Origin of the sequence: Ornithinicoccus halotolerans, from assembly GCF_009602535.1 — a bacterium.
GTDB classification, from domain to species: Bacteria; Actinomycetota; Actinomycetes; order Actinomycetales; family Dermatophilaceae; genus Ornithinicoccus; species Ornithinicoccus halotolerans.
Window position 1 is genome coordinate 18,304 of the sequence record NZ_WIQI01000023.1, and the last position, 14,335, is coordinate 32,638.

Consider the following 14,335-nt stretch of genomic DNA (forward strand, 5'->3'; position numbering starts at 1 on the left):
GGCGACCTTCAGCACGCGTCCTGGGAGATCACCTGCGCCGACGCTCGTGCGTCCGAGGAGTGATCAGGAGTGGGGGCTGCTTGGAGGCTGGCAGCAGCAGTGACGCCTCGCACGGCCTCCCGGATCCGGATTGCGGCGACGTCGGGGTCGGGTCGACCGGCGTCCAGCCAGGCCAGGGCGGCGGCGATGGTGACGGTGGGCGCCAGATGTGCTGCCCACTGGGCCCAGTCTGAGTTGGGGATGGAGGCCGCGAGCTGATCGCGAGCCGTGGCGGCCATCTCGGCGGTGAAGGCGTCGACATCGCCTCGGAAGGCGGGTTCTCGCACCGCGTGAGCGAACAGCACCCGAAACCCGTCCGGGTCGCCGGCTGCGGTCCTCAGGAGGTCGTCGATGATCCGCTCGGTGTAGGGGGGATCGCCGACCGCGGCCTGCACGCGAGTACGGGCACGGTCCAGCACAGCGCGGTACAACTCGGACTTGGACGTGAAGTGGCGGTAGAGGATCGCCCGGCTGACCCCGGCTGCCACAGCGACCTCATCCAAACCGGTGGCCGTGTACCCGGCGTGAGCGAAAGCACCGGTGGCCGCGGTCAGGATCTGTTCTCGGCGAGCGGCACGCGGAAGCCTGCGCACCTGCCGGGGGCCCACCGCATCGCTCACCCTGCCACTGTAGACACCGACATGTATACGCTGCTGTCAACAAGCTGTCCCAGATTGGAGCGGGTGTGTCAGTCCCAGGTGACGACCCCACTGACGTGGCTCGCGAGCGCGTCGTGGGGGTGGTCGTGGTCGGGGCCGGCCAAGCCGGGCTCGCTGCTGGCTATCACCTCTCCCGTCGGGGGAGCGACGTGCTCATCCTCGATGCTGCCGACTCCGTCGGTGACAGTTGGCGGGCCCGGTGGGACTCCCTGCGCCTGTTCACCCCGGCGGGCTTCAACTCCATGCCGGGCATGCCGTTCCCGGGACCGGCCTCAGCCCACCGAACCAAGGACGCCATGGCGGACCACCTGGCGCGCTACGCCGAGCACTTCGCCCTCCCGGTGCTCCTGGGGGTGAGAGTGCGACGAGCCTGGCGTGATGGTGAGACATTCGTGGTCGACACCAACCAGGGACGATGGCGCGCCGGCGCCCTCATCGTGGCAACCGGTGCCCACCAGACACCGGCCATCCCGGACTTCGCGGCCGAGCTGGACACCGGCGTGACCCAGTCGCACGTGGGCGACTACCGACGGCCCAGTCAGCTGCCGGCCGGGCCGGTGCTGGTCGTGGGCGCCGGCAACTCCGGCGCGGAAGTCGCCCTCGACCTGGCTACCGAACCCAACGCTGCGCGCGAGGTGCATCTGGCCGGACGCGAGGTTGGACACATTCCTCAGCTGGGGCCATGGACCTTCCAGATCCTGCAACGTGCCGGCCGGGCCGGAGCAACGCTGGCTCAGCGCGGGCTACGCGGACGTGGGGATCCCCTCGGCCGCATCCGCCCCGGCCAACTCCACGCCGCCGGCGTGCAGCGGCACCCCCGCGTAGTCGGAGTGCGAGACGGGTTGCCACTGCTCGACGATGGCCGCAGCATCGAAGTGGCATCGGTGATCTGGTGCACCGGCTTTCGCGCTGACTACAGCTGGCTGGACCTCGATGCTGCCGTCGACACCCACGGCCGACTGCGCCACCGAGGTGGAGTCCTCCAGGACCAGCCACGCCTGTACGCCGTGGGACTGCCCTACCAACGTTCGATAGCCTCGCACCTCGTCGGCGGCGTAGGCGCCGACGCCCGGTACGTCGTCAACCATCTGCTCACGCGGCACGCCCGCCGTCTGGGAACCTCAGTACGGTGACCGAACGGCGAGGCCGGAAGATGGGCGTAGCCGGGCTTGACGGGGCTTGTACCGCGTACTCGCCGGTGAGACGGCGGTCGAAGCGGTGGACGTGAAGGGACTCGAACCCCTGACCTCTCGCGTGTGAAGCGAACGCTCTAACCAACTGAGCTACACGTCCTGGCGCGGACGGCACTCTAGCCTGCCGTCGCGGCCTCATCATAATCGGCCCCGGTTACCCCTTCCCGCGCCAGGGCCGCTCGAACGGCAGCCGCCAGGCGTGCGGGGCGACCAGCTGATGGATCGCGTTCGGCCCCCAGGAGCCAGGCGGGTAGGGCTTGGCCTCCGGCGGGTCAGCCAGCAGCGCCGCCGAGCGCTCCCAGAGCGACTCGATGCCCTCGGCGGTGGTGAACAGGGTGTGGTCACCGCGCATCGCGTCCAGGATGAGCCGCTCGTAGGCCTCCAGCACCTCCTGCACCCGGCCGGTCTCACTGGCCGAGAACTGCATCGACAGCTTCTCCAGCCGCATACCCGGCCCGGGCCGCTTGCCGTAGAACGACAGTGACACCTTGGAGTCGTCGGCCAGGTCGAAGGTCAGGTGGTCGGGTCCGGCCGAGCCGACGCCGGAGTGCCGCGGGAACATCGAGCGGGGCGCCTCCTTGAAGGCGATCGAGATGATCCGGGCGCCCTGGGCCAGCCGCTTGCCGGTGCGCAGGTAGAACGGCACCCCGGCCCAGCGCCAGTTGTCCAGCCCCACCCGCATCGCGATGAAGGTCTCGGTGTCCGAGTCGTCGGCCACCCCCTCCATGTCCCGGTAGCCCTCGAACTGGCCCCGGACCACTGCGGCAGGGTCGATCGGCAGCAGCGAGCGGAACACCTTGTTCTTCTCCTCGCTGATCGAGCGCGGCTCCAGGGCCGTCGGGGGCTCCATGGCGACGAAGGCCATCACCTGGAACAGGTGGGTGACCACCATGTCCTTGTAGGCGCCGGTGGCCTCGTAGAAGGCGGCCCGCTGGTCCAGTCCGAGCTGCTCGGGGATGTCGATCTGCACGTGGTCGATGAAGTTGCGGTTCCAGATCGGCTCGAACAGGCCGTTGGCGAACCGGAACGCGAGGATGTTCTGGGCCGCCTCCTTGCCGAGGAAGTGGTCGATCCGGAAGATCTGCCCCTCATCGAAGGTCTCGTGGACCTGCTTGTTGAGGGCGACCGCGCTCTGCAGGTCGGTGCCGAACGGCTTCTCCATGATCACGTGCGAGTTCTGGACCAGGTCGGCCGCGCGCAGGGTGTCGATGACCGCTGGAGCGGCCCTCGGCGGCACCGACAGGTAGTGCAGCCGGCACACGTCCGGGCCCAGCTTGGCCTCGCCCTCCCGGACCGCCTCGGCCAGCCCGGCGGCGCCGGCCGACTGCGGGACGTAGTGCAGGCTCGCGCAGAACCGGGCCCACTGCTCCTCGGTCAGCGGGTGCTTGCCGAACTCGTCCAGCGCCGCCCGCGCGAACTTGCGGAACCGCTCGTCGTCGTAGTCCTCCAGGGAGGTGCCCACCACCTGGATCGCCGGCGCCAGGTCGGACAGCACCAGGTGGGCCAGTCCCGGCAGCAGCTTGCGCCGGGCCAGGTCGCCGGTCGCGCCGAACAGCACCACGACGTGGGGGGCCACCGGCTCGAGGGCACCCCGGTTGGTGGTGGCCGGCCCGGCCGGGTAGGAGATGGTCTGTGCGCGTCGTCTGGTCTCGGCCACCTTCCGATGGTGGCATCGACCCGCCCACCCTCCAACCGCAGCCCACCGCCGCCGACGGGCGGCCCGGCGGATCGCCGCTACCAGTCGGCCAGCCGCAGCAGCCGGTCGTCGTCCTCGGCGGGGTCGCCTCGGAAGGTGTTGCTCGTCAGCACCCACAGCGTCTCGCGGGGCCCGGTGACGACTGAGCGCAGCCGGCCGTAGTCCCCTGCCAGCAGCCGCTCCGGCTCCCCCACGTGCACCCCGTCCAAGGGCACCCGCCACAGCGACTCACCGCGCAGCGCCGCGACGTAGAGGTCACCGTCCGGCCCGACCGCCAGCCCGGAGGGCGAGGCCTCGCTGGTCGGCCAGGTCACCACCGGGTCGACGAAGTCCGGCTCACCGCCGGTGCCCTCGACGATCGGCCAGCCGTAGTTGCTTCCGGGCTCAATCAGGTTCACCTCGTCCCAGGCGTTGGCGCCGAACTCGCTGGCCCACAACCGCCCGGCGGCGTCCCAGCCCAGCCCCTGCACGTTGCGGTGCCCGAGGGACCAGACCGGCGAGCCCGGCTCCGGGTTCCCGGGGGCCGGCTCGCCCTCCGGGGTGATCCGCAGGATCTTGCCGCCCAGCGACCCGGGGTCCTGGGCCAGCTCCCCTGCCGAGGCGTCGCCCGTGGTGACGTAGAGGAAGCCGTCCGGGCCGAACGCCAGCCGACCTCCGTTGTGGTTGCCGGCCCGGGGGATGCCCTCGAGGAGCGTCTCGACCTCCGGCTCGGCCTCGGGGTCGACCAGGTCCGGGGTCACCCGGAGCACCCGGTTGTCCCCGGCCGTCGTGGCGTAGGCGTAGAAGGACTCGGCACCCGGGCCGTCACCGGGGTCGACGGCCAGCCCCAGCAGGCCGCCCTCGCCGTCAGCCGCCACGCCGGGCACGGTGGTCACCGGCTCCCGCTCGCCCGCGGGGCTGACCCGCCACACTCGGGCGCTGTCCCGCTCCCCCACCAGGGCCGAGCCGTCCTCGCCCACGACCAGGCCCCACGGCACCTCGAGGCCGGAGGCCATCGCGGTGACCGGCTGCAGCGGAGGTGGCGGTTCCTCGGTCGGGACGGCCACGGCGTCCTCGGTCGGAGCGGTCGCGGGGTCCTCGGTCGGGGAGGTCGCGACGTCCTCGGGCGCGGTGGTGCGGTCGTGCTGTCCCACCTCGGCGGGCTGGTCAGCGCCGTCCGTGTCACCCGGGCTGCAGCCGGCCACGACCAGCAGTGCGGCTGCCGGCAGCCACACCCGGGTCGCGGCCACCGTCAGCTCACGGGTCGTCGCGCTCGGCCGCGCGCTTGGCGAACAGGTCCATCAGCCGCCTGGTCACCGGCCCGGGTGCGTCCAGCTCCCGCTCCTGCAGGTCCGGCGCGGGCAGCTCGCCGGCCAGCGTCGTCACGCCGGGCACCACGCGGATTCGCTCCACCGCCTGGGCGTCGCGGACGCTGGAGGTGATGAAGACCTCCTCGGCCGTGGCCAGCTCCGCCAGCGGCACCGGCTCCTCCGCCACGTCGATGCCCTCCTCCCGGGCCCACTCCAGCAGCAGGGTGCGGGTGATCCCGGCCAGCGGCCCGGCCAACAGCGGCGGGGTGCGGACGACGCCGCCGGAGACGACGAAGACGTTGGAGCCGGTGCCCTCGCACAGCTCCCCCGCGGTGTTGGCGAACAGCGCCTCGGTGCCGCCCAGCTCCTTGGCCGCGGCCAGCGCCACGACGTTGTCGGCGTAGGAGGTCGTCTTCAGGCCCACCGTGACCCCGCGCTCGTTGCGCACCCACGGCACCACCGCGACCGTCGTGGCCTCCGGCGGCCGGGCCATCGCCACCGCGGTGACGATGTAGGTCGCCTCCCCCTCGAGCCGGTCCGAGCCCAGCGGCCCGGGCCCGGCAGTCACGGTGTACCGCAGCCGGCCGAACGCCATCGGCTCCTGTAGGACGGCGTCGATCCCCTCCTGGACGCGGTCCCGGTCCAACCTCGGCAGTCCGAGCCCGGCGAGCGACCGGTCCATCCGGTCGTGGTGGCGGGTCAGGGCGAACACCTGGCCGTCGACGACCTTGGCGGTCTCGAACACCCCGTCCCCGACCGTGACGCCGTGGTCGACCGCGACGAGCGCCGGCCCCTCGTCCGCGCGCCGGCCGTTGACCCAGATCCGCACCTGCTCGCTCATGGCCCCACCTTGGCACGGCCAGCGCCGGGCGGGTCCGCCGACCCGCCGCCGTCCGCACCGGCCGCGGCGTGGTGCGCGGCCGTGGCCACCACCAGGTCCTCCCAGGCCATGCCGCTGCCCTTGAACACGCGGGGACCGGCGCCCCAGGGCTGCAGCTGCGCCCGGTCCCGTGCCAGCTCGGCGACGCCGACCAGTGCGGCAGGGTCCAGGAGTCCCTCCTGCACGGCCAGCACCACGTCGCCGGCCTCCCGTAGCGCGGTGTCGCGGTCCTCCACCACGACGGTCGAGCGGGCCAGCAGCGCACCGTCCAGCTCCCGGGCGGCGGGGTGGTGGCTGCCCACCGCCACCACGCAGCTGCCGTCCCGGACGAGGGCGCCGTCCAGCACCGGTGTCCGGCTGGAGGTGCAGCACGCCACCACATCGGCCTCACCGACCGCCTCCGCCCCGACCGGCCGGGCGGCGACTCCCTCTTCCCGCAGCCGGGCCACCAGCGCGTCCCGCCGACCGGGGTCTCGCCCGCACACCCCCACATCGGTCAGCGGGCGCACCGCACGCAACGCGTGCACGTGCCCCCACGCCTGCGGGCCGCTGCCGAACACCACCAACCGCGCGGCGTCCGGGCGCGCCAGCACCGCGGCCGCCCAGGCGCTCACCGCCGGGGTCCGCAGCGTGGTCAGCGCCGTCCCGTCGACGAGGGCACGCAGGGTCAGCGTCGCCGCGTCCAGCAGCAGGTAGGTCCCCTGGATCCGCGGCAGTCCCCGCTCCGGGTTCCCCGGTGCGACGCCGGCGACCTTGACCCCGGCCGAGCCGCCCCACTCGGCCGGCATCAGCAGCAGCTCACCGGCCGCGACCGGGACCGCCTGCCGGGCAGGGACCTGGGCCGGGTCCAGCCCGGCCGCCAGCGCCTCCCCCACCGCCTGGACCGCACCGGCCCACCCCAGGTTCTCGAACAGCTCTCGCTCCCCCAGCCACGGCGGTGGCACGACCGGCTCATCCATGCGAACCACGCTACCGGCAGCGTCCCGGCCGGCCCCGTCGTCGCTCCGGTGCGCTACGGTCCGTGGCCGTGGCCGAGTACGTCGCGTTCCTGCGCGCCGTGAACCTGGGGCCCCGCCGCCGGGTGGACATGGCACGGCTGCGGGAGCTGCTGGACGCCGCCGGCATGGGCCCGGCGGACACCTACCTGGCCACCGGCAACGTCCGGCTGACCTCGCCGCATGGCTCCCCCGGAGCGGTCGCCGGCGAGCTGGCAGCGGTGCTGCCGGAGGCGTTCGGATTCGAGATCCCGACCGTCGTGCTGCCGAGGTCGGACCTGGCCCGGCTCGGGGGCACCGTCCAGGAGCTGCCGCCACCCCTGCCGGGCGAGGTCCGCCACTACGTGACGCTGCTGGCCGACCCGCCGCCGCAGCAGGCCGTCGCCGCCCTGGAGGGCTGGGACCGGCCGGGTGAGGCCGCCCGCGTCGTCGACGGACACGTGCATTGGTGGCTGGCAGGGCCGACCCAGGGCGCGGCGCTGAGCAACGCCGTCATCCAGCGGCTCGCCGGCACCGCCACCACCCGCACCGCCCGGGTGGTGCAGGAGGTCGCCCGACGCTGGGCGTAGCGGCGCGCTCAGCCGCGGGGGAACCACGCCTCCAGCAGGTCGTTGCGCAGCCGGCCCTGCGGGTCGAGCCGCTCGGCGAGCGCCGCGAAGTCGCCGGCGCGGGGCCATCGGCTACGGACCAGCTCGGGCGCCATCGTGGTCACCTTGCCCCAGTGCGGCCGGGCGCCCAGCGGCTGCAGCGCGAGCTCCAGGACCGCCAGCGCCCGCTCGACGGCGGGCGCGTCCGGGTGCCACGTGAAGTGGAACGCCACCACGTCCTGCCCGGCCGCCGGGCTCAGCCACGGGCTGTCGGCGGCGACGGTTCGCACCTCCGAGACCTGCAGTGCCGGCGCGATCCGCGGGCCCACGCCCTGCAGCAGCCCGATCGCCTCGGCGGCCCGGTCGCGCGGCACGAACACCTCGGACTGGATCTCATGGCCGCTGGAGGGGGTGTGCTCGAGCCGGAAGTGCGGTAGCCGCTCGTGCCAGGCTCCGGCGAGGCCGCCCTGCACGGTGCACGCCTCCGCCGGCTGGCCGGGGACCGGGTGCCGAGGACCGTCGGCCAGCACCGCGCCGCGCCACCGGCCCGGCGGCTCCCCCACCCACTGGCCGTCGCGGGCCTTGATCCAGACCTGCCCCTGCCCGCTGGCCCAGGTCGTGAACACGCTCACGCTGTAGGCCGCGCCCAGCACGCCGTCCAGGTCACCGGCCAGGTCCTCCAGTGCCAACCCCTCGTAGACGAGCTGGCGCACCCGGTAGGTCGGGCCCACCCGCAGCGTCACCGCGGTGACCACACCGAGCGCGCCCAGGTGGACCGCCGCGCCAGCCAGCTCGGGGTCCTCCTCGGTGAGGGAGAGCAGCTCACCGGTGCCGGTCACCAGCTCCACCCCAGTGACCTCGCCGGACAGCGTGCCGACCCCGTCGCCGGATCCGTGGGTGCCGGTCGCGCAGGCGCCGACCACGTCCACGTGCGGCAGCGAGGCCATCGCCGGCAGCGCGCGGCCGTGCTCCTCCAGGTAGCGGGCCAGGGCGCCGTACGCGGTGCCGGCCGGCACCCGCACCCGCACCCCCGCGGCGTCCAGCTCCGGCGCGCCCGCCAGCCCCGCCAGCGAGACCAGCGTGCCGGTCGTGCCGGTGAGCAAGTTGAAACTGTGGCCGGACCCGCGGGCCCGCAACCGCCTGCTCCCGGCGACGAGCTCCTGCAGCTCGGGGACCGAGCTGGGGCGGGCCACCGCAGCCGGGGTGTAGGTCACCGTCCCGGACCAGTTGCTGAGCAGGTCCTCCACGTGCTCACTGTGCCAGGTCCGCGCCCGGGTGCGACGGTGGGCCAGTCCGATCACCCACCACCCAGTCCGGAGGTTCCTCGTGCTCGACGTCATCTGGGGCCTGGGCGGCATGGCGCTCGTGCTGGCCGTGGCCGTCCTGTTCTCCGCCGACCGGCGCCGCATCCGGCTGCGCACCGTCTCCATCGCCCTGGGCGTCCAGATGCTGCTGGGCTTCCTCGTCCTCTACGTGCCGTGGGGGCAGCAGGTCCTGGGCGGGCTCAGCCGCGGGGTGCAGGCCATCATCGACTCCTCGGCCGAGGGCATCGCCTTTCTGTTCGGGCCGGTGCTGCCCGAGGAGGGCTCGGTGTTCGCCTTCCAGGTGCTCCCGGTCATCGTGTTCTTCGCCTCGCTGACGGGCATCCTCTACCACCTGGGCGCGCTGCAGCACGTGGTGCGCTGGGTCGGCGGGGGGCTCGCCCGTGCGCTGGGCACCACCCGGCCGGAGTCCATGAACGCCGCGGCCAACATCTTCGTCGGCCAGACCGAGGCGCCGCTGGTGGTCCGCCCCTACGTGCCGCGGATGAGCCAGTCCGAGCTGTTCGCGGTCATGGTCGGCGGGCTGTCGACCGTGGCCGGGTCCGTCCTGGTCGGGTACTCGCTGCTGGGCGCCCGGCTGGAGTACCTCATCGCCGCGAGCTTCATGGCCGCCCCCGGCGCGCTGCTCATGGCCAAGATCATCGTGCCAGCAGGCTCGCTGGAGCCGGCCCCCGCGGCGGCCGGGGCCGCGACCACGGCGGGCACCGCCCCGGCGCCGAGCCAGCCGTCGGGGACCTCTGGGGCCCCCGACACCCGCGAGGACGCCGAAACCGCACGGGACGGCGAGGAGGAGGTGGACCCCGAGCAGGAGCGCGCCCGCAACGTCATCGACGCAGCGGCCCGCGGTGCCTCCGACGGCCTGCGGCTGGCGCTCAACGTCGGGGCGATGCTGCTGGCCTTCATCTCCCTCATCGCGCTGGGCAACCTGGTGCTGGGCTGGATCGGCGGCTGGTTCGGCTACGGCGACGTGACGGTGCAGCAGCTGCTCGGCTATGTGTTCTCCCCGGTGATGACGGCGATCGGCGTGCCGTGGAGTGAGGCGATCCCGGCGGGCAGCTTCCTGGGGCAGAAGGTCGTCCTCAACGAGTTCGTCGCCTTCAGCGACTTCGCCCCGCAGGCCGACCAGTTCTCGCAGAAGTCGCAGGCGGTCATCACCTTCGCCCTGACCGGGTTCGCCAACCTGGGGTCGATGGCGATCCTGCTCGGCGGGCTGGGCGGGATCGCCCCCAGCCGCCGCGGCGACATCGCCCAGCTGGGGCTGCGGGCCGTGCTGGCCGGGACGCTGGCCAACCTGATGAGCGCCGCGATCGCCGGCATCCTCATCGGGTGACCACGGCATCGCCGGGTACGGCCCCCGGCGCCGGCTGCCCTCTGCTCAGGACAGCCGGGGCCGGGTACCGGCCTGCTCCAGCCGCTCATCCTCGATCGGCGGATCGGGGGGCCAGCTGATGATGCACCGGTGCGTGGCCACGGCCCCGGCCCGCGCCGGCAGCCGCACGTGCCGGCTCGCCCTGTGGCAGGCCTCCAGCGTGCGGTGACCGCGCCCCCACGGCCACCGCCCCCCGCCCGGGAGGCCCGACAGGTGCCTCGCGGTCGGGGCCGCGGCCACGCGTCGGTGGGGGGCCCGACGGGCCCCTTCGCAGGCCGAGGAGACCCACCCGACAGCCGCCACGCGCTCGTCTGACCGGCCCCCTGCGCCGGTCAGCTGCTCCCTCTCCATGGCGGTGTCACCCCTTTCGGTTCTCCTCGGCCTGCGACACCCCTCAGGAGCGGGCCGGGCCGCTCCTGATACACCGCAGCGAGATTTTCTGCGAGCACCTGCTGCGGCCCGGTCCGCCTGCCCGGTGGGACCGCCCTCCGGAGCGGGTCCGGGAGCGGCTGGTGCTAGCCACTCCCGGCTGCCGGCTGGTTGTATCAGCGGCGGTGCCGGCGTCTCCTCCTCGTGACTGGGGCCGGCGAGTGCCCACCGCTGACCCGCAGGAGACCCGAGGAGAGACCCATGCCCCGCCGCGACCACTACCGCGTGCTCGACCCCGAGAACGCTCCGCCACCTCGGCACGGCCGACTGCGGCCGACGGTGTACGACCCCACCCGGCTGCTGCTGCGCGGTCTCGGCGGCACGCAGGAGGACCGGCGCAGCCAGCTGCGGGAGCGGCTGGCCGAGCGCGGCATCGAGCTGCCCCCGCAGCCGGCTGCTGGCCGGCGCGCCCGGGACCCCGACGAACGGCCCGCCCGGCGCGGTGGCCCACGCCGGGAGCGGCCACCGCAGCAGGAGGAGCCGGACGAACCAGCGGAGCCGAGCCTCGCGGAGGCACTGCAGGACGCGCCGCCTGCCGTCCGCGAGCTGGCAGAACGACTGTGGGTGGAACCGATCCGGCTGCCCAGCGGAGGTCGCCCGGAGGAGCGACCCGACGCCTGGGAGGTGTTGGCCACGCTGCAGCGGGAGGAGCCCGACCTGGCCAGCCAGCTGTCCTTGGACCACCTGGTCCGCGCTGCCCCGGAGGGCCGGTCCGGGACGGGGTGGCGACCGCACCCCTACTGGGGCGTCCATCCCTACTGGGGTACCCACCCGTACTGGGGGGCCCACGGCGACCCGTCGGAGCACTACGGCCAGCCGGGCTTCGGCGGGCGGGTCCCGGTGCACTGGCACGGCCCGGACCCGGCCCACCGGAACGGCCACGAGACGGGGGCCGGCCGCCGGAGCCCGGTCGTCGCCGTCGCGGACACCGGCCTCGGCGCCCACCCCTGGTTCACGTCGGGCGTGCAACGGGACCGGACCTTCCACGGACTGCCGATCGGTGGCGACGACTGCGACCTGGACCCGGCGTCCTGCCTGGACCGGACCGGGCTGCTGCAGGGCGCCAGCGGGCACGGCACGTTCATCGCCGGCCTCATCCGGCAGACCTGCCCCGAGGCCACGGTCATGCCGGTGCCGGTGCTGCATGCCGACGGGTTCGTCGACGAGGTGCAGCTGCACCAGGCGCTGGTCCTGCTGCTGCTGCGGCACGTCGAGGGCCAGCTCACCGACCGCCCCGACCAGCTGATCGACGTGCTGTCGCTGTCGCTGGGCTTCTACCACGAGACCCCCGAGGACACGGTGGCGAGCACGGCCCTCCGCGACCTCATGGACGCCTACGGGGACGCGGGCGTGGCCGTCGTCGCCGCGGCAGGCAACGACTGCACGGACGACCCGCTGCTGCCGGCCGGGTTCGCCGGGCAGCAGGTGGGACTGCAGCACGCGCGGGTGCCGCTGGTCAGTGTCGGAGCGCTCAACCCGGACGGGGACAGCGTCGCCTGGTTCAGCAACACCGGGGACTGGGTCAGCTGCTTCCGTGTCGGCGCGGCGCTGGTCAGCACCGTGCCGACGACGATGCGAGGCGGACAGCAGCCCGCGGTGCGCACTATCGGGGCGGACCACACCCGTGCCACCCTGGACCCGGACGACTACAGCTGCGGGTTCGCCACCTGGAGCGGCACCTCCTTCGCCGCGCCCGTCGTGGCCGGAGCCCTGGCCGCTCACCTGGCCGGCCGCGACGACACGGCTGAGACCGGGCGCGACGAGTGTGCGACCCGCGGCTGGGAGGCCGTCCACGCCGAGCTCGAGTGGACCCGACCGTGACCGAGGTGAGCAGCATGACGACCGGCCCGCGCGGGGACCGCTGGGGCGAGGAGGCGACCGACTCGGGCCACTCCCCCGACGGCCCGACCGTCGCCCAGCCGGAGGTCGGCGTCGCTGACCGCGCGGCTGCGGCGTTCGCCGCCTACCGGGACGGGGACCACCAGCAGATGGGCGTGCTCGTCGACCTGGTGACGCCGCTGCTGTGGCACACCGCCCGCGCCCAGCGGCTGCCTGAGGACAGCGCCCGCGACGTGGTGCAGGGCACCTGGGTGCGCCTGGTGGAGAACGCCGGCACCGTGGAGGACCCCCAGGCGGTGCTGGGCTGGCTGCTGACGACCGTCCGCCGGGAGGCCTGGCGCACCGTGCGCCGGGAGGGCAGGGAGGACCTCGGCGCCGACCCGGTGCCGGAGACCCCCGACCCCGCCCCTGGCCCGGACGCCGCGGTGGTGCTCCGGCAGCGGCAGCGGGTGCTGTGGCACCACGTCGCCGCGCTCGGCGAGCGGTGCCGGCACCTGCTGCGCGTCATCGCGTTCGGTGACCGGCCGGACTACGGCAGCATCGCCGAGGCCCTCGGCATGCCGGTCGGCAGCATCGGCCCCACCCGGGGCCGGTGCCTCAGCAGGTTGCGGCGGTCCTTGGAGGAGGACCCCAGGTGGGACGGAGGCAGGGGATGAACGAGGAGCTGGACACCGACGACGAACGGATCCTGGGAGGGGTGCGCGAGCTCTACGAGCGGCTCGACCCGGTCCCGCCGGACCTGATGCAGCAGGTCAAGTACGCGTTGACGGTGGCGATGCTCGAGGCCGAGGTCGCCGAGCTGACCCGCACCCCCGCGGCGCTGGCACGCTCCACGACGGAGCCCGGCGAGCGGCTACGGACCGTGAACTTCACCGGGCAGCGGCTCAGCCTGATGGTGACGGTCGGTGAGGAGGAGCCCGACGGCACCCGCCGGCTGGACTGCTGGGTCACCCTGGGGGGCGCGTTGCTCGAGGTGCACCCCCACGGGGAGGGACAGCGGGTGCGCACGGCCACCGCGGACGAGTTCGGCCGGCTGGTGCTCAGCGACATCCCCTCGGGACCGGCGCACTTCCTGGTCTGGCCCGGACCGGATCACGAGGGCCGTCCCGTCATCACCCCCACCATCGACCTGTGAGGTGAGCGCCGCGCCGTCCGCCACCCCGGAGGAGCTGCTCGAGCAGGGCATCGCACACAACGCGGCCGGCCGCGCACGGAAGGCCGCGCGGCTGCTCCTGGCCGCTGCGCGGCGGGCGGACGAGCAGGCGGCCGAGCACCGACCCGGTTCGCCCTCGCTGCGCCGGGTGCGAGCACGGGCGGAGCTGAACCTGGCCTTCACCGAGTTCGAGCTGCACGGCCTGCCGGCCGCGCTGGCCCAGCTGGACCGCGCCCTCGCCGAGTCGACCGCGCTCGCGGACACCGAGCTGGTCACCCTCTGCCGGTCCCAGCGGGGGATGCTGATGGCCCGCAGCGGCGACCTCACCGCCGCCCGCCGGCACCTGGAGTCCGCGCTGCCCGGGCTGGACGCGCTGCAACCCCGAGACCGGGCAGTCCTCCTCCTCAACCACGGCACGCTGCTGATGCTGGTCGGCGACCTCGCCGGCGCGGTGGCCGGGCTGGACCGGGCGGCCGAGACGGCGCTGGCCGCCGAGCTGAGCCGCGAGGCGTTCATGGCCCGCAGCAACCAGGGCTACGCCGCCTACCTCGCGGGTGACCTGCCCCGGGCGCTCAGCCTCCTCAGCAAGGCGGAGGCCCTCGACGCCGACGCCTCCCAGGCCGTGGTCCGGCTGGACCGGGCCCGCGTCCTGGTCGAGGCCGGACTGCTCACCGAGGCCCGTGAGGCGCTCACCGAGGCGGCCGTGATCACCGAGGCGGAACCGCAGCGCCAGGTGCTGGCAGAGATCGAGCTGGAGCTGGCACGCGTCGCGCTGCTGCTGGGTCGGCACACCGAGGCACGCGCCCGGGCCCGCGCCGCGCGGCGCCGGTTCCGCCGCCGCGGGTCCCCGGTCTGGTCGGGTCGGGCCGAACCGAGATCGGACTG

12 protein-coding genes, 1 tRNA gene and 1 pseudogene are annotated in these 14,335 nt (G+C 74.1%); 7 read left to right on the forward strand and 7 right to left on the reverse strand.

All coding sequences use genetic code 11. From position 1 onward, the window contains the following. Window positions 1-8: 8 nt before the first annotated feature. Window positions 9-659 carry a TetR/AcrR family transcriptional regulator gene (locus GFJ45_RS06560; RefSeq protein ID WP_153395395.1) on the reverse strand — a complete coding sequence of 217 codons (651 nt, stop codon included), beginning with the start codon at window positions 657-659 and terminating at the stop codon, window positions 9-11. 125 nt (window positions 660-784) lie between these two features. Between GFJ45_RS06560 and GFJ45_RS06565 the strand changes: the two genes are divergently transcribed. Further along, window positions 785-1,831, forward strand: a complete 1,047-nt coding sequence (locus tag GFJ45_RS06565) for a flavin-containing monooxygenase (protein ID WP_228386608.1) — start codon at window positions 785-787, stop codon at window positions 1,829-1,831. 86 nt (window positions 1,832-1,917) lie between these two features. On the opposite strand, the gene GFJ45_RS06570 is transcribed toward GFJ45_RS06565, so the two are convergent. The 5 genes from GFJ45_RS06570 to GFJ45_RS06590 all read right to left on the reverse strand — a co-directional run bounded on the left by GFJ45_RS06570 (window position 1,918) and on the right by GFJ45_RS06590 (window position 6,715). Beyond that, window positions 1,918-1,991, reverse strand: a tRNA-Val gene (locus GFJ45_RS06570). Window positions 1,992-2,045: 54 nt separating this feature from the next. Next, window positions 2,046-3,467 (reverse strand): glucose-6-phosphate dehydrogenase, encoded by a 1,422-nt coding sequence (gene zwf / locus GFJ45_RS06575; protein ID WP_228386610.1) that lies wholly within the window; start codon window positions 3,465-3,467, stop codon window positions 2,046-2,048. A gap of 158 nt (window positions 3,468-3,625) precedes the next feature. After that, entirely contained in the window at window positions 3,626-4,816 is a 1,191-nt protein-coding gene (locus GFJ45_RS06580; protein WP_228386601.1) for a PQQ-dependent sugar dehydrogenase, read from the reverse strand. A gap of 7 nt (window positions 4,817-4,823) precedes the next feature. Next, entirely contained in the window at window positions 4,824-5,717 is an 894-nt protein-coding gene (locus tag GFJ45_RS06585) for an aminotransferase class IV (protein ID WP_153395401.1), read from the reverse strand. Then, the gene (locus tag GFJ45_RS06590) at window positions 5,714-6,715 is read right to left on the reverse strand and encodes an ornithine cyclodeaminase family protein (protein ID WP_153395403.1); all 1,002 of its coding nucleotides are present in this window, start codon (window positions 6,713-6,715) and stop codon (window positions 5,714-5,716) included. The genes GFJ45_RS06585 and GFJ45_RS06590 overlap by 4 nt, the downstream gene beginning before the upstream one ends. 62 nt (window positions 6,716-6,777) lie before the next feature. On the opposite strand from GFJ45_RS06590, the gene GFJ45_RS06595 reads away from it, so the two are divergent. Next, window positions 6,778-7,320, forward strand: coding sequence for a DUF1697 domain-containing protein (locus GFJ45_RS06595; protein ID WP_194288548.1), 543 nt, complete (start codon window positions 6,778-6,780; stop codon window positions 7,318-7,320). Between the two features lie 8 nt (window positions 7,321-7,328). Here GFJ45_RS06595 and GFJ45_RS06600 read toward each other — a convergent pair whose 3' ends face one another. Next, window positions 7,329-8,585, reverse strand: a complete 1,257-nt coding sequence (locus GFJ45_RS06600; RefSeq protein ID WP_228386603.1) for an FAD-binding protein — start codon at window positions 8,583-8,585, stop codon at window positions 7,329-7,331. A gap of 79 nt (window positions 8,586-8,664) precedes the next feature. Between GFJ45_RS06600 and GFJ45_RS06605 the strand changes: the two genes are divergently transcribed. The 5 genes and pseudogenes from GFJ45_RS06605 to GFJ45_RS06625 all read left to right on the forward strand — a co-directional run. After that, on the forward strand, window positions 8,665-9,990 hold the full coding sequence (locus tag GFJ45_RS06605; RefSeq protein ID WP_228386605.1) for a NupC/NupG family nucleoside CNT transporter: 1,326 nt from the start codon (window positions 8,665-8,667) through the stop codon (window positions 9,988-9,990). A 669-nt stretch (window positions 9,991-10,659) separates the two neighbouring features. Further along, on the forward strand, window positions 10,660-12,279 hold the full coding sequence (locus GFJ45_RS06610; RefSeq protein ID WP_153395410.1) for a S8/S53 family peptidase: 1,620 nt from the start codon (window positions 10,660-10,662) through the stop codon (window positions 12,277-12,279). Between the two features lie 14 nt (window positions 12,280-12,293). Next, window positions 12,294-12,953, forward strand: coding sequence for an RNA polymerase sigma factor (locus GFJ45_RS06615; RefSeq protein WP_153395418.1), 660 nt, complete (start codon window positions 12,294-12,296; stop codon window positions 12,951-12,953). Then, window positions 12,950-13,432, forward strand: coding sequence for a hypothetical protein (locus tag GFJ45_RS06620; protein WP_194288549.1), 483 nt, complete (start codon window positions 12,950-12,952; stop codon window positions 13,430-13,432). The genes GFJ45_RS06615 and GFJ45_RS06620 overlap by 4 nt, the downstream gene beginning before the upstream one ends. Window position 13,433: 1 nt before the next feature. Next, window positions 13,434-14,335, forward strand: a pseudogene (locus GFJ45_RS06625) (hypothetical protein); the annotation flags it as partial.